At 69.4% G+C, this 19180-nt stretch carries 19 protein-coding genes; 13 read left to right on the forward strand and 6 right to left on the reverse strand.

The features are described 5' to 3' along the window. Window positions 1–162: 162 nt before the first annotated feature. From ACIGEP_RS13620 to ACIGEP_RS13645, 6 genes are all read left to right on the forward strand, one after another. The gene (locus ACIGEP_RS13620; protein ID WP_396662174.1) at window positions 163–1830 is read left to right on the forward strand and encodes an ABC transporter substrate-binding protein; all 1668 of its coding nucleotides are present in this window, start codon (window positions 163–165) and stop codon (window positions 1828–1830) included. A gap of 89 nt (window positions 1831–1919) precedes the next feature. Further along, window positions 1920–2744, forward strand: a complete 825-nt coding sequence (locus ACIGEP_RS13625; RefSeq protein ID WP_396662176.1) for an ABC transporter ATP-binding protein — start codon at window positions 1920–1922, stop codon at window positions 2742–2744. Then, window positions 2741–3550 carry an ABC transporter ATP-binding protein gene (locus ACIGEP_RS13630; RefSeq protein WP_396662177.1) on the forward strand — a complete coding sequence of 270 codons (810 nt, stop codon included), beginning with the start codon at window positions 2741–2743 and terminating at the stop codon, window positions 3548–3550. Before ACIGEP_RS13625 ends, ACIGEP_RS13630 begins: the two co-directional genes overlap by 4 nt. Further along, complete coding sequence (locus ACIGEP_RS13635) at window positions 3547–4626, forward strand: ABC transporter permease (protein WP_396662178.1); 1080 nt, start codon at window positions 3547–3549, stop codon at window positions 4624–4626. The genes ACIGEP_RS13630 and ACIGEP_RS13635 overlap by 4 nt, the downstream gene beginning before the upstream one ends. A gap of 1 nt (window position 4627) precedes the next feature. Continuing rightward, a complete protein-coding gene (locus ACIGEP_RS13640; RefSeq protein ID WP_396662179.1) occupies window positions 4628–5647 on the forward strand; it encodes an ABC transporter permease in 1020 nt (339 codons plus the stop codon). Then, on the forward strand, window positions 5644–7884 hold the full coding sequence (locus ACIGEP_RS13645; protein WP_396662180.1) for a glycoside hydrolase family 3 N-terminal domain-containing protein: 2241 nt from the start codon (window positions 5644–5646) through the stop codon (window positions 7882–7884). Before ACIGEP_RS13640 ends, ACIGEP_RS13645 begins: the two co-directional genes overlap by 4 nt. 1 nt (window position 7885) lies before the next feature. On the opposite strand, the gene ACIGEP_RS13650 is transcribed toward ACIGEP_RS13645, so the two are convergent. From ACIGEP_RS13650 to ACIGEP_RS13660, 3 genes are read right to left on the reverse strand one after another with little or no spacing between them, the layout of a single operon-like run. Beyond that, window positions 7886–8779, reverse strand: coding sequence for a carbohydrate ABC transporter permease (locus tag ACIGEP_RS13650; RefSeq protein ID WP_396662181.1), 894 nt, complete (start codon window positions 8777–8779; stop codon window positions 7886–7888). Window position 8780: 1 nt separating this feature from the next. Next, window positions 8781–9707: a carbohydrate ABC transporter permease gene (locus tag ACIGEP_RS13655; RefSeq protein WP_396662182.1), complete on the reverse strand. Its 927-nt coding sequence runs from the start codon at window positions 9705–9707 to the stop codon at window positions 8781–8783. Window positions 9708–9712: 5 nt separating this feature from the next. Next, the gene (locus ACIGEP_RS13660; RefSeq protein WP_396662608.1) at window positions 9713–10993 is read right to left on the reverse strand and encodes an extracellular solute-binding protein; all 1281 of its coding nucleotides are present in this window, start codon (window positions 10991–10993) and stop codon (window positions 9713–9715) included. A 125-nt stretch (window positions 10994–11118) separates the two neighbouring features. Here ACIGEP_RS13660 and ACIGEP_RS13665 point away from each other — a divergent pair, with 125 nt between their 5' ends. Genes ACIGEP_RS13665 through ACIGEP_RS13675 form a run of 3 tightly spaced genes read left to right on the forward strand, consistent with a single transcriptional unit; the run spans window position 11119 to window position 12929 of the window. Then, window positions 11119–11766, forward strand: coding sequence for a TetR/AcrR family transcriptional regulator (locus tag ACIGEP_RS13665; RefSeq protein WP_396662183.1), 648 nt, complete (start codon window positions 11119–11121; stop codon window positions 11764–11766). 39 nt (window positions 11767–11805) lie between these two features. Next, a complete protein-coding gene (locus ACIGEP_RS13670; RefSeq protein ID WP_396662184.1) occupies window positions 11806–12342 on the forward strand; it encodes an RNA polymerase sigma factor in 537 nt (178 codons plus the stop codon). Beyond that, window positions 12339–12929, forward strand: a complete 591-nt coding sequence (locus ACIGEP_RS13675) for a hypothetical protein (protein WP_396662185.1) — start codon at window positions 12339–12341, stop codon at window positions 12927–12929. The genes ACIGEP_RS13670 and ACIGEP_RS13675 overlap by 4 nt, the downstream gene beginning before the upstream one ends. 26 nt (window positions 12930–12955) lie before the next feature. Here the strand turns inward: ACIGEP_RS13675 and ACIGEP_RS13680 are convergent, their stop codons facing one another. Together ACIGEP_RS13680 and ACIGEP_RS13685 are read right to left on the reverse strand one after the other, a co-directional pair. Beyond that, window positions 12956–13669 carry a response regulator gene (locus ACIGEP_RS13680; RefSeq protein WP_396662186.1) on the reverse strand — a complete coding sequence of 238 codons (714 nt, stop codon included), beginning with the start codon at window positions 13667–13669 and terminating at the stop codon, window positions 12956–12958. Next, window positions 13666–14589 carry a sensor histidine kinase gene (locus tag ACIGEP_RS13685; RefSeq protein WP_396662187.1) on the reverse strand — a complete coding sequence of 308 codons (924 nt, stop codon included), beginning with the start codon at window positions 14587–14589 and terminating at the stop codon, window positions 13666–13668. Before ACIGEP_RS13685 ends, ACIGEP_RS13680 begins: the two co-directional genes overlap by 4 nt. An 80-nt stretch (window positions 14590–14669) precedes the next feature. Between ACIGEP_RS13685 and ACIGEP_RS13690 the strand changes: the two genes are divergently transcribed. The 4 genes from ACIGEP_RS13690 (at window position 14670) to ACIGEP_RS13705 (ending at window position 18196) form a co-directional block, all read left to right on the forward strand. Beyond that, a complete protein-coding gene (locus tag ACIGEP_RS13690) occupies window positions 14670–14975 on the forward strand; it encodes a hypothetical protein (protein ID WP_396662188.1) in 306 nt (101 codons plus the stop codon). Between the two features lie 95 nt (window positions 14976–15070). Continuing rightward, window positions 15071–16084, forward strand: a complete 1014-nt coding sequence (locus tag ACIGEP_RS13695) for a tripartite tricarboxylate transporter substrate binding protein (protein WP_396662189.1) — start codon at window positions 15071–15073, stop codon at window positions 16082–16084. Beyond that, entirely contained in the window at window positions 16081–16665 is a 585-nt protein-coding gene (locus ACIGEP_RS13700) for a tripartite tricarboxylate transporter TctB family protein (protein WP_396662190.1), read from the forward strand. The genes ACIGEP_RS13695 and ACIGEP_RS13700 overlap by 4 nt, the downstream gene beginning before the upstream one ends. Window position 16666: 1 nt before the next feature. Then, window positions 16667–18196, forward strand: coding sequence for a tripartite tricarboxylate transporter permease (locus ACIGEP_RS13705; RefSeq protein ID WP_396662191.1), 1530 nt, complete (start codon window positions 16667–16669; stop codon window positions 18194–18196). Between the two features lie 57 nt (window positions 18197–18253). Here the strand turns inward: ACIGEP_RS13705 and ACIGEP_RS13710 are convergent, their stop codons facing one another. Then, window positions 18254–19150: an SDR family oxidoreductase gene (locus ACIGEP_RS13710; protein ID WP_396662192.1), complete on the reverse strand. Its 897-nt coding sequence runs from the start codon at window positions 19148–19150 to the stop codon at window positions 18254–18256. Window positions 19151–19180 lie beyond the last annotated feature (30 nt).

Here is a 19180-nt window from a genome sequence, read left to right on the forward strand (position 1 = left end):
CTGGAGCAGATTGTACGCAGGGCTTCGACAACGCTTCGATAACCGCGCTTGAAAACTTACTTACTAGATCGTAAGTTAATCCATGCAATCACACTCAGCGCCGAGTGGCACTCCTTCGGAGGTCTGAACGCGGCGCCGGGAACCACAGATGAAGGAGAAGCAATGAGGCTGAAGACCTCCCTCGCCGCCGCCGGTCTCACCGCGGCACTCATCCTCACCGGCTGCGCCGCCGGTGGCGGGGACACCAACAACAACTCCGGGGGCACCGGCACGGGAGCCGCCCTCACGATCGCCAAGCCCGACGGCGCCATCACGACCGAATCCCACAACCCGTACCTGGGCGACTCGTCCGCCAACAAGTACGGCTACGGCAAGGTCATCTTCGAGCCCCTCGCCCTCGTCAACCCGACCGGCGACCTGGGAACCACCCCGTGGCTCGCCGAGACGGTCGAGTGGAACGACGACTACACGCAGCTCACCGTCACGCCCCGCAGCGGCGTGAAGTGGAGCGACGGCGAGGACTTCACCGCCGACGACATCGTCTTCACCTTCAACCAGTACCTGAGCGGCAAGCTCACCGACACCGGCGCGCTCGGCATCACCGACGTGCAGGCCGACGGCGACACCGTGGTGATCAGCTTCGGCAGCTCGAAGTTCACCGCCCAGGGCCGCGTCCTGCACACCCCGATCGTCCCGGAGCACATCTGGAAGGACATCGCCGACCCCAACACCGACCCCCTCACCGATGAGGGCAAGGTCGTCGGCACCGGTCCGTACGTGCTCTCCAACTGGTCGACCGAGTCGGTCTCGCTGACCGCCAACCCCGACTACTGGGGCGGCGACCTGGCCGTGCCGCAGCTCAACTACGTCTCCTACGGCGACAACGCGGCCCTCACGACCGCGCTCGCGACCGGCGACGCCGACTGGGCGCAGGCGTTCATCCCGCAGATCCAGCAGAGCTACCTCGACGCCGACCCGGACAACGTGTTCCTCGTCTCGCCGACCCCGGGCGCCGGCACGCTGTTCATGAACCTGCAGAAGAAGCCGTTCAACGACCCCGCCCTTCGCGAGGCGCTCGCGTGGACGATCGACCGTCAGGCCTACGTCGACATCGCCCGCGAAGGCGCGAGCGAGGCGATCTGGAACAAGACCGGCCTCAGCTCCGTGCTCGAGAGCGAGATCATCGACGAGTACAAGGACGACAACTACTCCGTCGACGTCGACAAGGCGAAGGAGGTCCTCGAGGACGCCGGCTACACCTGGAACAGCGGCACCCTGACCGACCCCGACGGCGAGCCCGTAGAGTTCTCGATCTCGGTCCCCGCCGGTTGGAGCGACTGGAACACGGAGCAGGCCCTCATCTCCGAGGAGCTCGACAAGGCGCTCGGCATCAAGGTCAACGTCGACCAGCCCGACTGGGGCGGCTGGGACGCCGCCCGCCAGGAAGGCGACTTCGACGCGATCATCCACTGGCTCGAGGACACCGGCAACGCGTACGGCCTGTACACGTCGACGATGGACCCGAAGTGGATCGTCGACGACAAGGCGTCGTTCAACTTCGGCCGCTTCGACGACCCGAAGGTGACCGAGGCGCTGAACACCTACTCCAACGCGAGCTCCGACGAGGAGCGCGCGGGGGCCAGCGCCGTGCTGCAGAAGGCGTTCGTCGAGAACGTCCCGGCGATCCCGCTGGGTGCGCACCCGCTGCTCGGCGAGTTCAACACCCGCAACTACGTCGGCTGGCCCTCGGAGGACGACCAGTACGCCGCAGGTGACCCGACGCAGCCCGCTGTCGTGCAGATCCTGACGAAGCTGACGCCCGCCGAGTAACCCGACCGAGTGGTGGGGCGGATGCCGCTGAGCCCGGCGGCATCCGCCCCACCGCCCCTGCTCACCTCCACGAAAGCGAGCACGCACCGATGCGCGATTCGTTACTGTCCATCGACGACTTCTCGGTCGTCTACGACGTCGACCCCCCGGTCGAAGCCGTCAAGAACGTCAGCCTCGACCTGCGCCGCGGCGAGATCCTGGGGCTCGCCGGCGAGAGCGGATGCGGCAAGACGACCCTCGCCTACGGCGTGCAGCGCCTGCTCAAGGCGCCCGCCGTCATCTCGAGCGGTTCCGTCGTCTTCCGCGACGCCTCTGGCGAGGACATCGACGTCAACTCCCTCGACCCCGAGGAGATGCGCCGCTTCCGCTGGGACAAGATCTCCATGGTCTTCCAGGGCGCGATGAACGCCCTCAACCCGGTCGCGACGATCGGCTCGCAGCTGTCCGACGTCTTCGAGGTGCACCGCCCCGACATGAACCGCGCCGCGCGGCGCGACGCCGTGAACGAGCTCCTCGAGATCGTCAAGGTCGGCGCCGCCCGCAGCCGCTCCTACCCGCACGAGCTCTCGGGCGGCATGCGCCAGCGCGTCATGATCGCGATGGCGCTCGCCCTGCGCCCGCAGCTGATGGTCATGGACGAGCCGACCACCGCGCTCGACGTGCTCGTCCAGCGCGAGATCCTCAAGCAGATCTCGCAACTGCGTCACGAGTTCGGCTTCTCCGTCATCTTCATCACCCACGACCTGCCGCTTCTGCTCGAAATCAGCGACCGCATCGCCATCATGCGCGAGGGCGAGATCGTCGAGATCGACACCGCCGAGCGTATCTGGACCGCCCCGCAGCACGAGTACACGCGCACCCTGCTGTCCTCGTTCCCGCGACTGACCGGTGAAAGGGGGGTCGTCGTCCGATGACCACACTCGAATTCGACGGCGTCACGAAGGTGTACCACGTCCGCGGCGCCGGCCAGATGAAGGCCCTCGACGACGTGTCGTTCACCCTGACGTCCGGCCAGACCATCGGCCTCGTCGGCCAGTCCGGCAGCGGCAAGTCGACGATCGCGAAGATCCTGACGCAGCTCGAGACCCCCACCAGCGGCGAGGTGCGGCTCGACGGCGCCCCCATCCCCCGCCGCGGTAAGGGCCTGCGCGCCTACCGGCAGCAGCTGCGCATGGTGTTCCAGGACCCGTTCGCGTCCCTGAACCCGTACCACTCGATCCGCCACCACGTCGAGCGTCCGCTGCGCCTGGACAACGTCGTCCCGGGGCGCGAGGTCGAAGACGAGGTCCGCCGCCTCCTCGAGCGGGTCCGCCTCGACCCCGACTCGGTCATCGACCGCCGACCGCACGAGCTCTCGGGCGGGCAGCGGCAACGCGTCGCGATCGCCCGGGCCCTGGCATCCCGCCCCCGTCTGCTCGTCGCCGACGAGCCCGTGTCGATGCTCGACGTCTCGATCCGCATGGGCGTGCTGAACCTGCTCGCCGACCTCCAGCGCGAAGAGGGGCTCGGGGTGCTCTACATCACCCACGACCTCGCGACCGCGCGGCACTTCAGCGACGAGATCCTCGTCCTCAACCAGGGCAGGGTCGTCGAGAGCGGCACCGCCGACGACGTGATCCTGCGCCCGCAGAACCCGTACACGCAGGAGCTCCGCGCTGCGTCGCCCGACCCCGAGAGCCACTTCGCGTCGGCTCCGGGACTGCCCGGAGGTGCCCGATGACCGCCGTCCAGCCGCAGCCGCCCGTCGAGAGCTCCGATGCCCTCGAGGTCGGCACGACCGCCACCGCCGCCGTCAAGGGACGCACCCGCATCCCGTGGCGCTTCCTCGGCAGCCGCGCCCTCTTCTACCTGTTCACGCTGTGGGCGGCGATCACGATCAACTTCTTCCTGCCGCGGTTCATGAAGGGCGACGCGGTCGACCAGTACCTCGCCCGCAACCGCAACGTCACCCCCGAGGCGGCCGACGCGCTGCGCGCCCTGCTCGGCATCGACACCGACAAGTCCCTCTGGCAGCAGTACCTCGACTACTGGGGTCTCATGCTGCGCGGCGACCTCGGCGTCTCGCTCCTGCACGGCCTCCGCCCCGTCACCGAGGTCATCGCCCAGTCGCTCCCGTGGACGGTCGGCCTCGTCGGTTTCGCGACGATCGTCTCGTTCCTCATCGGCACGATCGGCGGCGCCATCATCGGCTGGCGTCGAGGCAGCCGCTCCGAGGTGCTCATCCCGATCACGACGTTCCTCAGCACCATCCCCTACTTCTGGCTGGGCCTGCTGGCCATCGCCCTCTTCGCGGTGAACCTCAAGTGGTTCCCGATCGGCAAGGCCTACGGCGTCGGCTACTCCCCCGAGTTCACCCCCGAGTTCATCGGCCAGGTGATCCACCACGGCACCCTGCCGGCGGTGACGATCATCATCGCTTCACTGGGCGGCTGGATGCTCGGTATGCGCAACATGATGCTCACGGTCCTCGACGAGGACTACATCACGGTCGCGCAGGCCAAGGGGATGCCGAACTCGCGCGTCCTCTGGCGCTACGCCGCCCGCAACGCGGTGCTCCCCCAGATCCAGAGCTTCGCCCTGTCGATCGGCTTCATCGTCGGCGGAACGATCGTCATGGAGATGGTCTTCAGCTACCCCGGTGTCGGCAAGCTGCTGCTGGACGCCACCAACGCGAAGGACTACGCGCTCATGCAGGGCGTGTTCCTCGTGATCACGCTGTCGGTGCTCGTCGCGAACATCCTCGCCGACATCGCCTACGCGTTCCTCGACCCGCGCACCCGCCAGACGGAGGCCTGACATGACCGCAACCGCCACCATCCGCATGGCCCGCACGCAGGAGCCGACCCCGAACACGTTCTGGTCGCGCCTGGGCGCGGCGTTCGCGATGTTCCGGAACGCCAAGTCGATCACCGGTCTCGCGATCCTCGGCTTCTTCGTCCTCATCGCGATCTTCGCCGACGTCCTGGCGCCGTTCTCGCCCACCCAGGTCGACAACACCGCCCGGTTCCAGCCGCCGTCCGCCGAGCACTGGCTCGGCACGACCCACATCGGCGAGGACGTCCTCAGCCAGGTCATCCACGGCACGCGCGGCGTCATCGTCGTCGGCTTCCTCGCCGCCATCATCGCGACGGTCATCGCGATCGTCGTCGGCGTGGTCTCCGGCTACGTCCGCGGCTGGAAGAGCGAGGGACTGTCGGCCCTCACGAACGTCTTCCTCGTCATCCCGGGCCTGCCGCTCATCATCATCGTCGCCTCGATGTTCGAGCAGCCGCCGCTCGTGCTCATCGCCGCCGTGCTCGGCATCACCGGCTGGGCATGGGGCGCCCGCGTCCTCCGCGCCCAGACGATGTCGCTGCGCAACCGCGACTTCATCCAGGCTGCGCGCGCCAACGGCGAGCCGCTGCGCCGCATCATCGCCGTCGAGATGCTCCCGAACCTCATGGCGCTCATCGCCGCGAGCTTCGTCGGCACCGTGACCGCCGCGATCCTCGGCCTCACGACGCTCTCGTACATCGGCGTCATCCCCGTGAACACGTACAACTGGGGCACCATCCTCAACTGGGCGAGCGCCCAGGGCGCGTTCCGGCAGAACCAGTGGTGGTGGTACCTGCCTCCGGGCCTGTGCATCGCCGCGATCGGCGTCGCGCTCTCGCTCATCAACTTCGGCATCGACGAGTACGTGAACCCGCGGCTCCGCTCGGCCGGGGAACGCGCCCGTGCCATGAAGAAGAAGGGGCTGAACGTCAACGACGCCGTCACCGTCGTCCGCGCGCCCGCCTCGACGCACCTCACCACCTCGAAGGACACCACCGCATGACCGTCGTCGACCTGCAGGCCGCCCCCTACCTCGACCCCGCACGGACCGTCGAGGAGCGGGTCGCCGACCTGCTCGGACGCATGACGCTCCCCGAGAAGGTCGGGCAGATGATGCAGTTCGACGCGCGCGACGACCTCGAGCACATCGTGCACGAGCGTCACGCCGGCTCGATCCTGCACACGTCGCCCGAAAAGGTCCTCCGCGCCGCCGAGCTCACCGCGCAGACCCGTCTGCGCATCCCGCTGCTGGTCGCCGAGGACTGCATCCACGGGCATTCCTTCTGGGAGGGCGCGACGATCTTCCCGACCCAGCTCGGCATGGCGTCCACCTGGGATCCCGAGCTCGTCGAGCAGGTCGCGAAAGCGACCGCCGCCGAGGTGGCGGCCACCGGCATCCACTGGACCTTCTCCCCCGTCCTCTGCATCGCGCGCGACCTGCGCTGGGGACGCGTGAACGAGACGTTCGGCGAGGATCCGTTCCTCATCGGCGAGCTCGCCTCGGCCATGGTCCGCGGCTATCAGGGCGACGGCCTCGACGACCCCGACGCGATCCTCGCGACGGCGAAGCACTTCGCCGGGTACTCCGAGACCCAGGGCGGACGCGACGCGAGCGAGGCCGACATCTCGCGCCGCAAGCTGCGCTCCTGGTTCCTGCCTCCGTTCGAACGCGTCGCGCGGGAGGGATGCCGCACCTTCATGCTCGGCTACCAGACCACCGACGGCGTGCCGATCACGGTGAACGACTGGCTGCTCAGCGACGTCCTCCGTGGCGAGTGGGGCTACACCGGCACGCTCATCACCGATTGGGACAACGTCGGACGCATGGTCTGGGAGCAGAAGGTGCAGCCCGACTTCGTGCACGCCGCGGCCGCCGCCGTGAAGGCCGGCAACGACATGATCATGACGACGCCGGGGTTCTTCTCCGGCGCGCTCGAGGCCGTCGACCGCGGGATGCTGACCGAGGCCGACGTCGATCAGGCCGTCTCGCGCATCCTGTCGCTGAAGTTCCGCTTCGGGCTGTTCGAGAACCCGCGCCTGCCCGACCGGGAGCGCATCGCCTCGGTCGTCGCCCGCGGCTCGCACACCGACCTCAATCTCGAGGTCGCCCGTCGCTCGCTCGTGCTGCTGCGCAACGACGGCACGCTCCCCCTCGCCCCCGACACCCGTCGGATCGCCGTCGTCGGCCCGCTCGCCGACGATGCCCAGACCCAGCTGGGCGACTGGGCGGGCTCCTCCGGACAGGTCGATTGGATGCCCGACGGCCACCCGCGTGCGCAGATCACGACGGTCCTCGACGGACTGCGCGAGCGTGCAGGCGCGACGGTCGAATACGCACGGGGAGCGGACATCCTCCGCCTCACCGACGACCCCGCCGGGACGTTCCCCGACGGCCAGCCGCGCCCGCCGGTCGTCGTCCCGAGCGACCCGAACGACGCCGAGATCGCCGAGGCGGTCGCCCTGGCGGAGCGCTCCGACGTGGTCGTCGCCGTCGTGGGCGACCGGATCGAGCAGGTCGGCGAGGGCCGGTCCACCGCGACGCTCGAGCTCATCGGCGGCCAGCGGGCCCTCCTCGACGCGCTCGCGGCGACGGGTACGCCGCTCGTCGTGGTGCTCATGGCGTCGAAGCCGCTCGTCCTGCCGGAGTCGGTGCGCGAGGCATCCGTCGTCTGGGTCGCGAACCCGGGCATGCAGGGCGGACGCGCGATCGCGGAGCTCCTGCTCGGCGAGATCGAGCCGGCCGGACGCCTGCCGATCTCTTTCGCCCGTCACGCCGGGCAGCAGCCGACGTACTACAACCAGATCCGCGGTCAGCACGGCGACCGCTACGCCGACCTCACGCAGGAACCCGCGTTCGCCTTCGGCGACGGCCTCTCGTACACGACCGTCGAGTACGACGAGCCCGAGGTCCTGACACCCGTCGTCTCCGCCGCAGACACCGTCCGTGCGCGGATCACGCTGCGGAACACCGGCGAGCGCCCCGCTCAGGAGGTCGTCCAGGTCTACGTGCGCGACACGGTGACCTCGGTCAGCTGGGCCGACCGCGAGCTCAAGGCGTACCGCCACGTCGACCTCGCGCCCGGCGCGGAGGCGACGGTCGAGATCGAGCTGCCCGCCTCCGAGTGCACGATCGTGGATGCCGCCGGTGACCGCATCGTGGAGCCGGGTGAGTTCGAGCTGCTCATCGGGCCGTCCTCGCGCACCGAGGTGCTGCAGGCGATCTCGTTCGAGATCCGCTGACCTACTTGAGCCCCGTCATCGCGATGCCCTGTACGAAGTAGCGCTGCAGGAACAGGAACAGCAGCAGGATCGGCGTGACTACGAGGACCGACCCCGCCATCAGCAACCCGTAGTAGGTGCCGTTCGAGCCGACCGAGTAGAGCGACAGCGCGACGGGAAGGGTGTACATCTGCTCGGTCTGCGCCACCACGAGCGGCCAGAGGAAGTTGTTCCACGAGCCGAGGAAGGTGAGGATCGCGAGCGTCGCGATCGGCGGGCCGCACTGCGGCAGCACGACGCGCAGGAAGATGCGCCACTCCCCCGCCCCGTCGATGCGCGCCGCCTCGATGAGCGCGTCGGGCACGCCCATGATGAACTGCCGCATGAGGAACACCCCGAGCGGCCCCGCGAGGAACGGCAGGATGAGCGCCGGGTAGGTGTTCACCAGGCCCATGTTCGCGACGAGGACGAACATCGGCACGAGGGTCACCACGCCCGGCACCATGAGAGTCAGCAGCACGAGGCCGAACAGCACCTTCTTGCCGGGGAACTCCAGCTTCGCGAGCGCGTAGGCGACCATTGAGCAGAACACGATGTTGCCGACCACCACGACGAGCGCGACGACCACCGAGTTCAGGAAGAACTGCCCGTAGTTCAGCTGTGTCAGCCACCGCGAGTAGTTGTCGAGCGTCGCCTGCTCGGGCCACCAGGTGATGGGCCGCTGCAGCAGCTCCCCCTGCGTCTTGAAGCTGCCCAGCAGCATCCACATGAACGGCGCGAGGGTCAGGATCAGCCCGACCGTCAGTGCGAGGTAGGTGGCACCCCGCGACCAACCGGGCGAACGCCGGCGCCGGCGGGGCGCGGCATCCGTCGTCACCGCGGCCTTGTCGGGCTCGGTCACCGTCGTGATCGCCATGTCAGTTGTCCTTCGATCGCAGCAGTCGGAACTGCACGGCCGACAGCGCCGCGATGAACGCGAACAGCACGTAGGCCGCCGCGGACGCGAGCGAGTAGTCGCCGTATCCGAACTGGTTGTAGACGTAGTAGCTGATGGTGAGGGTCGAATTCAGCGGTCCGCCCTGCGTCATGACGAACGGCTCCTCGAAGACCTGCAGGAAGCCGACCGAGAGCAGCACGGCCCCCAGCAGGAGCGTCGGCCGCATGAGCGGCAGCGTCATGCTCGTGAAGCGCCGCCACGCGCTCGCCCCGTCGACCTCGGCGGCCTCGTAGACGTCCCGCGGGATCGCCTGCAGTCCCGCCAGGAAGATGATCATGAGCGTGCCCATGTTGCGCCAGGCGCCCATCGCGATGATCGAAGGCATCGCCCAGAACGGGTCGTTCAGCCAGTCCGGACCGTCGATGCCCACCCACGACAGCACGGTGTTGAGCAGCCCCGAGTCCTGCAGGATGAACTTCCACACCACGGCGACCGCGACGATCGAGGTCACGACCGGGGTGTAGAACCCGACCCGGAAGACACTGCGGAACTTCTCGATGCCGGAGTTCAGCGCGACCGCGAGCAGCAGACCGAGCGCCATCGTGAGGGGGATGCCGACACCGACGAAATAGAAGGTGTTGACGATCGACTTCACGAACAGCTCGTCCTGGAACAGCGCGACGAAGTTGTCGAACCCGATCACGTTGACCGAGAACGGCGAGCGCAGATCCCGCACCCCGAGGTCGGTGAACGACATCGCGAACGAGCCCAGCAGCGGGCCGAGCATGAAAACCGCGAAGACGACGAGGAACGGCAGAGCGAACAGCCACGCCACCACTGCGGTACGGCGCCGCTGGGCGGCGAATCCTCCTCGCCGCCCAGCCGCGCTCGTCGAGGCGAGCGCCATCGTGCTTACCAGCCCGTGCCGAGCGATTCGGCCTTGGCGACGATGGCGGATGCCGCATCCGCCGCACTGCTGCCGTTGGCGACCTTCTCGGCCTCGGTCTCGATGAAGGCCGACATCTCGTTCCAGCTCGGCACCGACGGCGGAGCCACGGTGTTCTCGAGCTGCTCGTTCAGGACGGACAGTCGCGGGTCCGAGGTGAACGGTTCGGAGTCGAGCGCCGACGTGACGGCCGGGAGAGCGTTCACCGTCTCGAACCACTGCTGCTGCGTCTCGGGCTCGGAAAGCCACTTGATGAGCTTCCAGGCGCCGTCGGCGTTGTCGGCGTCTTCGAACACGCCGAGGTGTCCACCGCCGAGGTACGAGTCGTTGTTGTCCGCCCCCGCCGGCACCGGCGCGGTCCCGACGTTCTGGTCGACCCACTCCGGCGATTCCTGGTCACCGAGCACGCCGACCATCCACGGGCCCGAGATGAATGCCGGGTTGGATCCGCTCGCGAAGGCCGCCGTCTGCTCGTCGCCGTACCCCGACATCGGCGCGAGGCCCTCGGTGAAGAACGAGGCGTAGTACTCCAGCGCATCGGTGAGCGCCGCCTCGTCCCAGGCGTAGGCGGTGCCGTCGTCGTTCAGCACGTCGCCGCCGGCCTGCGCGTAGAACGGCAGAATGACCTGCGTCGAGTCCTCGGCGTCGCCCATCGGCAGCTGGACGCCGTAGTCCGATCCGTTCTCCTTCATCGCCTTCGCGAACGCGGTGAGGTCATCCCACGTCTTCGGGGCCTCGACCCCCGCCTGCTCGGCGAGATCGGTCCGGTAGTACATGACACGGGTCTCGACGTACCACGGCACGGCGTAGGCGGTGCCCTCGACCTCGGTCGACTCGAGCGCGGTCTCGTTGAAGGAATCGTCGTCGACGAGGTCGTCGGGGACCTGCGCGAGGCCACCCGCGGCGACCATCGAGGGCAGCAGCGACGAGCCGATCATGATCGCGTCGGGGACGGTGCCCGCGGCGACGGCGGTCTGGTACTTGGTCATGACGTCGGTCCACGGGATGGAGGTGACGGTCACGCTCGCATCGGGGTTCTCCTCGATGAACGCGTCGGCGAAGTCGCCGAGGTTCTCACCCTCCTCGCCCATCGCCCAGATCTCGATCTCGCCCGTCGCGGGCGAGTCGTCGACCGTCGCCGCCTCGCCGCCGGTCGTCGGGCCGGCGTCGTCCGCGCGGCCGCATCCGGCCAGGGCCAGCATGCCCACCACGCCGATCGCACCGAACGCGAGTGCCTTGTTGCGCATCTTCACGGGTTCCTCCTCATCGAGTCTTGACGCAGCGGCAGCTGGTCGGAAAACTAACTTAGCAACTGCTCGCTTAGTTTGTTGAGCATAGACTGACGGCAACCGACCTCGCAAGAGAGCAGGCCATGAGCAACGCAGCCGAAGAGACCCCCATCGACCAGCCCGCGCGACCCGACCTGCGTCGGGTGCGGGGCGACAAACGACGATCGACGATCCTCGAGACCGCCGTCGAGGTGTTCGGCGAGCAGGGCTACCGGGGCACGTCGCTCCGCGAGATCGCTCGACGCGTCGGCATCTCGGATGCCGGCCTGCTCCACCACTTCGGGTCGAAGGTGGGCCTGCTCGCCGCCACCATCGCCGAACGCGACGAGATCGACCGCCACCGCCGCGAGGAGTCGGAGGCGGCGGGGGTCGGCTTCGTCGACACGATGCGCGAACAGGTGGCCCGCAACACCCGCTCCCCCGGGCTCGTCGCGCTGCACGTCGTCCTCTCGGCCGAGGCGACAGACCCGCAGCATCCCGCCCACGAGTCGTTCCGCGAGCGCTACCGCGCGATCCGGCATCAGGACGACGAGTCGTTCTCGCGCCTGCAGCAGCGGGGGGAACTGCGCAGCGACCTCGACCCGGAGCGTGTCGGCCAGCTCGTGACGGCGATGATGGACGGCCTGCAGCTGCAGTGGCTGCTCGACCCGGACGCCGTCGACATGGAGGGTCTGTTCGAGGACTTCCTGCGCCTCCTCGAGATCCCCGCACGGGACGACACCGGCGCGTAAGAACGGGCGTCGTGCCGGACATGCAGGAGCATGGGGGCCATGTCGCACGCAGACCGTCGCCGGCGTTTCGAGGAGATCGCCCGCGACGTCATCGAGCCCGTGCGTCGCTACGTCGACCGACGCGCACACGCGGCGGACGTCGACGACGTCGTCTCCGAGACGCTCCTCGCCCTGTGGCGACGCCTCGACGACATCCCCGCCGAGCACATCGCCTGGGCGATCGGCGTCGCACGGTTGCAGCTGGCCAACACCGAACGCGCGGCGCGCCGGCGGGATCGGCTGAGCAACCGCATCCGCACCCTCGACCCGCCGCACGAGGCGGCGCCCGTCGCCGACGATGGCGTCGACGACGCCGTGCGACTCGTGCTGCGCTCGCTGCGACCCGCGGATGCCGAGATGCTGCGCCTGTGGTCATGGGAGCAGCTCGAGCCCCGCGAGATCGCGGTCGTGCTCGGCATCAGCGCCAACGCCGCCACCGTCAGACTGCACCGCGCGCGCAAGAAGTTCGCCGACGCGTGGCGTAAGGAAGCGGCATCCGCCGGACATGTCGAAGTGAAGGAGAGGAGCGGACGATGACCGACCACGACCAGGACGACCTGCGACGGCTGATCCGTCGCGCCGATCCTTCCGCGTCGCTCGCGCCGCTGCGCGACGACGAGCTCACCCGACTGACGGAGGACACCATGACCCGCACCGACCCCGCGCCCGTGGGCGCCCGCACTCCCCGCCGCGACTGGCTCCTCGCCGGCGGCGGCATCCTCGTCGCCGCGGCCGCCGCAGCCTTCGTGCTGCCGATGGCGCTCACGCCGCCTGCGGCACCGACGCAGCTCGAGCTCGCCCCGGACGGCGGGCTGAGCGCATCGTGCGCGCAGATCACGCCCGAGATCATCGGGCAGGCCGAGGACGCGTTCCGCGCCACCGTGACCTCGATCGAGGACGGCGTCGTCACGCTGACCGTCGACGACCGATTCGCCGGCGACATCGCCGACACGGTCGAGGTCGCCCAGGGCGAGGATTCGGTGATCGACGGTGCGCCCATCGTCTTCGAGGACGGCACGACCTACCTGATCGCGGCGACCGACGGCGTCATCGCCACCTGCGGCTTCAGCAACGTGGACTCCCCCGAGCTCGACGCGATCTACCGGGAGGCGTTCCCCGGCTGAGCGCGCATCGATGTCTCCCGCCCGGGTCAGGCGGGCGCGATGCGGTACAGCACCTCGGGGCGGCCGCGCCGGCCGTAGCGGTGCGACACCGCGATCGCGCCCGACTCGGCAAGGTGCGCCAGATAACGGTGCGCGGTCGCGCGCGACATCTCGCACGCGGTCGCGACGTCGAGCACCGAGCGCCCCGTGACGGAGTCGAGCGCGTCGAGCACTCGCGCCAGCGTCGGGGCGGCGAGCCCCTTGGGCAGCGGGCGCGATCCGCCGGTGGACGCCTGAACGGTCCGGATGCCGCCGGTCGCCAACAGCCGATCGATCTCCGCCTGCACGAGCGGGCGGTCGCGCCCGGCATCCGTTCGGGCCTGTCGCTCCTCGCGGTACCGCTCCAGACGCTCCCGCAGGGCGGCTTCGGTGAACGGCTTCACGAGGTAGCCGACCACGCGCGCGGCGAGCGCCTGTCGGACGGTGGTCTGGTCGTGGGAGGAGCTGATCACGAGCACGTCGGGCCCGCTCTCGCCGACGATCCGCAGGCGGTGCAGCACCTCGACACCGCTGATGTCGGGGAGCCGCATGTCGAGCAGCACGAGGTCGACCCCCGCCGCGGTCTGCGCGATCGCATCCCTCCCCGTGCCGGCGGCACCCACCACGGTGAAACCGGGTACGGCATCGACGAAACGGCAATGGAGCGCGCGGGCGCCCCGATCGTCGTCGACGACCAGCACCCGGATCGGCTCGGCGCTCACACCCGCTCCATCTCGAAGGCGAACCGTGCGCCGCCGAGCGGCGAGGGACCGACCTCGACCGTGCCGCCGCGCGAAGTGACCGTGCGGCGGACGAGGTCGAGACCGTAGCCGCGTCCGAAGCCGGTCCTGTCGTCCTTCGTCGAGAAGCCCTGGCCGAAGATCCGCCCCGCGACCCGCGGATCGATCCCCGGACCGTCGTCCTCGACCGCCCCCCGCAGGCGCCCTTCCTCGTCGAGCAGCACGCATCGCACGCGCGTCGCGCCCGCTTCGGCGGCGTTGCGGCAGAGGTTCGTCACCACCGAGACGGCGCCCTCGTCGAGATCACCCTGCAGCGCGAGGTCGAACTCCGCCTGGGCACCGAGGTCGAGCAGTTCGGCGCGCACCGCGTGCATCGTCGCCTCCGCGACCGGCTCCCCTCCGGCCGATCCACCGCCGGCCGACCTCACCGGGACGACGTCCTCGATGTAGTCGAGCGCGGCGGCCGCGTCACCGCGCGAGACCAGCCCGTGGATGACGTGCAGCCGCGTCCCGAACTCGTGCGACTGCTCCCGCAGCGCAGCGGTCGTCCGGCTCATCTGCGCATTCTCGGCGGCCACGGCATCCGCCCGCCGGAAGCGGCGCTCGACCGCCGCCGTGAGGGCGGAACTCGCCAGCGTCGCGACGATCAGCGCGCCGATCCCCCACGGCAGGAGCCCGGCGAGCGCGTGATCGCGGTCCTCCGCGATGCTCGACTCGAGCACGCCGACTGCGACCATCCCCACGACGCCCCCGTCGTCGGCCCGCACGGGCACCTTCGCCCGCAGCGATGGTCCGGACGCGCCGCGCTCGGTACCCAGGAAGGTCTCTCCGGCGAGGACCGGCGCATTCGTCGTCTCGACCTGCACGCCGCGCTCGGCGGCCGAGGGGTGGGTGATGCGCACCCCCCTCGTCGTCGGTGATCACGACGTAGTACACCCCCGCAGAGGCGGCGACGAGCTCGGCGAGCGGCTGGAGCGCGGCCGTGGCTGCGGCGAGGTCGGCCGCGTCGGCGAGGTCGGCCGGGGTCCCGGCATCCGTCACCGCCGACAGCGTCGCCCGCACGTCCTCGAGATCGGCGATGCTCTGCGCGACGCCCATGACACGCTCGGCGGTCGCCTCGCGGATCGTGCGCTCCTGGACGTCCATCGCGACCGCGACGGTGGCCGACAGTGCGGCGAGGGTCACGACCGAGGGCAGCACGAGCAACAGCAACCGCACCGCGCGGGGCCGCAGCGGAGACGCCATCGTGCACCACTCCTCGTCCGTCGCGCGACGCGTGAGCGTTTAAGAGAACAACTGACGGCGGATGCCGGCCCGTCGCCGCGCGCTGTCATCCTATTTCGATCGCGCGGAGACGACGACGTCCGCGCGGAGGGAGCAACGATGACCCAGACAGACACACCCGCGCCGCCGCGCCGCACCCGGAGCGTGGTGGGCAAGATCATCGGTGGTGCGATCGCCGCCGCCGCCATCGGCACGGCCGCCACCGGATCGGTCGTGTCGGCCTCGACCGGCAACGAGGTCGGCGCGTCGATGACGATCGTCGCCCCCGCCGCCGCCGGCGGAGGCTGGGACGGCGTCGCCCGCGAACTGCAGCAGGCGCAGAAGGCGAACGGCCTCGTGAACAACGTGCAGGTCGTGAACATGCCGGGCGCCGGCGGCACGATCGCGCTCGGCAACGTCTCGGTGCTCGAGGGCCAACCGAACAACATGCTCGTCGGCGGGACGGGCCTGCTCGCCGCGACGATCCAGTTCGACTCCGCCGCGACCCTCGCCGACGTCACCCCCCTCGCGGTCGTCGTCGAGGAGTACGACGTCATCGTTGTGCCGGCGGATTCGCCGTACGAGACGCTCGACGACCTCGTCGACGCATGGAAGGCGGATCCGAAGGCGCTCCCGTGGACCGGCGGCGGCTCGTTCGACCAGCTCGTCGTCACCGACCTTGCGCTCTCCGCCGGTATCGACCCGGTGGACACGACCTACATCTCCTCCGACGGCGGCGGAGAGGCCATCCAGGCTCTCCTGAACGGCACGGCCAAGGCCGCGGCGGGCGGGTACCCCGACAACATCGACCAGATCGAGGCGGGACGCCTGCGCGCGCTCGCGCTCGTCGCGAACGAGCCGATCGAGGGGATCGAGATCCCCACCGCCGTCGAGCAGGGCTACGACGTCACCCTCACCAACTGGCGGTCCTTGTCGGCCCCGACCGGCCTCGAAGACGAGGAGCGCCAGGCCCTCACCGAGCTCGTGCTCGACAGCGTCGCGACCCCCGAATGGGCCGACGCGATGGAGCGCTACCACTGGACCGAGCGCATCATCACCGGCGACGACCTCGACGCGTTCTTGAAGGACGAAGAGGTCCGCATCCGCGAACTGTACGAGGAGATGGGCCTGTGAGCTTCCCCACCAACCCCACATCGGCGTCGGCGGTCGTCGGCCAGCGTCTGCGCGTGGTCTCGGGCCCGGATCTCGCCGCCCTGCTCAAGGGCCTCACGATGCCGCTGATCCTGGCGGCGTTCGCGACGTACCTCGTCATCGGCATCGTCACGATGCGCGTGCCGGAGGGTACGGACTTCCCCGGGCCGCAGTTCTTCCCGGCGATCATCGCAGCGGGGCTCTACGCGTTCGCGGCCGTCCTCGCGATCGGTGCGATCCGCGAGGTCCGCGCCACGCCGGATGCGCTGACCGCCGAACTCGAGGCCGAGCGCGCCGGCGAGGAGGCGCCGCGCCCCGTCCGCGTCGACCTGCGCTCATTCGCCTGGGTCGTGCTGTCCTTCCTCGCGTTCGCCTTCCTCCTCGAGGTCCTCGGCTGGATCCTCGCGGCCGGACTCCTCTTCTGGTGCGTCTCGCGGGCCTTCGGCGCGACCCGGCCCCTGCAGGGCCTCATCGTGGGACTCACTCTGAGCTCCCTCGCCTACATCGGTTTCGACATGGCCCTCGGGATGCCCCTCCCGTCCGGCATCCTCGGAGGTTTCTGACATGGACGTCCTCGCACTCCTCGGCGAAGGCTTCGCCGGCGCCCTCACCCCCGCGAACCTGCTGTGGGTGCTGATCGGATGCCTCCTGGGCACCGCGGTCGGCGTCCTCCCCGGCCTCGGCTCGTCGATGGCCGTCGCCCTGCTGCTGCCCGTCACGTTCTCGCTCGACCCGACCGCCGCGTTCATCATGTTCGCCGGTGTGTACTTCGGCGGCCTCTTCGGCGATTCGACGATGGGCATCCTCATGAACACGCCGGGCCAGGCATCCGCCATCGCCTCGACGTTCGAGGGACACAAGATGGCGCTGAACGGCCGTGCCGCCCAGGCCCTCGCGACCGCGGCGATCGGCGCCTTCATCGGCGGCATGGTCGCCTCGATCGTCGTCGTCTTCGTCGCTCCCGCGCTCGCTGACTTCTCGAGCCGGTTCGGACCGGCGGAGTTCTTCGCCCTCGCCGTGTTCGCGTTCGCCGCGACCTCGTCGGTCGTCGCCGAAAGCGCGATCAAGGGCCTGACGTCGCTGTTCATCGGTCTCGGCATCGCGGTCATCGGCATCGACGGGGTCTCGGGCGCGCCGCGGTTCACGCTGGACTCCCCCAACCTGTTCGACGGCATCTCGCTCGTCACCGTCACCGTCGCGATCCTCGCGCTCGGCGAAGTGATCTACGTCGCCTGCCTGGAGCGGCACATGACGGACAAGGCGCTCATCAAGCCCACCGGTCGCCCATGGCTGAGCCGTCGCGAGCTGAAGGAGGCCGCACCCGCATGGCTGCGCGGCACCGCCATCGGCCTGCCGTTCGGTGTCGTCCCCGCGGGCGGCTCCGAGATCCCGACCTTCCTGGCCTACGGTCTCGAGAAGCGTCTCGACAAGCGGCGCAAGAACCCGATGTTCGGCAAGGGCGCCATCCGGGGCCTCGCCGCACCCGAGGCGGCCGGCAACTCGACGACGGGTATGGCGATGGGCGCGCTGCTGGCGCTCGGCCTGCCGATCTCGGCGACGGCGGCCATCATGCTCGCCGCCTTCCGGCAGTACGGCCTGCAGCCCGGTCCCCTGCTGTTCGATCGGGCTCCCGACCTCGTGTGGGCGCTGCTGGCGAGCTTCTTCATCGCGATGGTGGTCCTCCTCATCCTGAACCTGCCGTTCGCGATGCTCTGGGCGAAGCTCCTCCTCATCCCGCGTCCGTACCTCTACGCCGGCATCACCCTCTTCTGCGCCCTGGGCATCTACGCCACGTCGGGGTCGACCTTCGACCTCGTGATGCTGCTGGCCATCGGACTGCTCGGGTTCCTCATGCGGGCACTCGACTTCCCGCTCGCCCCGCTCATCATCGGTATGGTGCTGGGCCCGCTGGCTGAGACCAGCCTGCGGGATGCCGCGATGAGCGCGAACGGCGACTTCACCGTCCTCGTCCACGGCCCCATCTCGATCACGCTGTACGCGCTGCTCGCGGCGGTGCTGGTGTTCTCGATCCGCAGCAAGATCGTCGCCCGCAAGCGGGCGCGGACGGCGGAGAAGGAGCTCGTCGGGGCGTGACCCGGACACGACGAAGGCCCCGCCGCGCGATGCGACGGGGCCTTCGTCATGCGGTCGTCAGGGGGTCGGCATCCCCCCGTTGACGTTGAGCGTCTCGCCGATCACGTAGCTCGACTCCGCGGACGCGAGGAACACGTACGCCGGAGCGAGCTCGGCCGGCTGTCCCATGCGTCCGAGCGGGGTCTCCTCGCCGAAGGACTCGATCTTCTCCTGCGGCTGACCATCCGACACCTGCAACGGGGTCCAGATCGGCCCCGGGGCGACGGCGTTGACCCGGATCCCCTTGGGCGCGAGCTGCTGGGCGAGGGCCTTGGTGAACGCGTTGATGGTCGCCTTCGTCGAGGCGTAGTCGACGAGCATCTCGGAGGGCGAGTACGCCTGGATCGAAGTGGTGTTGATGACGGTGGCTCCCGCGGGCAGGTGCGGGAGAGCCGCCTTCGTGATCCAGAACATCGCATCGACGTTCGTCGTGAACGTGTCGTCGAACTGCTGGTCGTCGAGGGTCGTCAGGTCCGTGTTGAACAACTGCTTGCCGCCGTTGTTGACGAGGATGTCGAGACCGCCGAGCCCGTCGACGGTCTGCGCGACGAGACCGATGCAGTAATCCTTGTCCTTCAGGTCGCCCGGCAGGGTCAGGACGTTCGCGCCGGCCTCGCGCAGGATGCCGGCGATCCGCTGGGCGTCCTCCTCCTCTTCCGGCAGATACGACAGAGCGACATCCGCGCCCTCGCGGGCGAACGCGATCGCGGTCGCCGCCCCGATGCCGGAGTCGCCGCCGGTGATGAGGGCCTTCCGCCCCGTCAGGCGGCCGGTGCCACGGTAGGTCTCCTCGCCGAGGTCGGCCTTCGGAGCGAGGTCCGCGTCCAGCCCCGGCTCGCTCTGGTGGCCCTTCTGCGGCTGGATCTCGGAGTAGAGCTCCACCGGATTCGTGAACGTGTACTGGTCGCGTGACATCGTGCTCTCCTTCTTCGTGGTGGTCGTGGT

Origin of the sequence: Microbacterium sp. NPDC077663 (assembly GCF_044542795.1) — a bacterium.
Classification (GTDB): Bacteria; Actinomycetota; Actinomycetes; order Actinomycetales; family Microbacteriaceae; genus Microbacterium.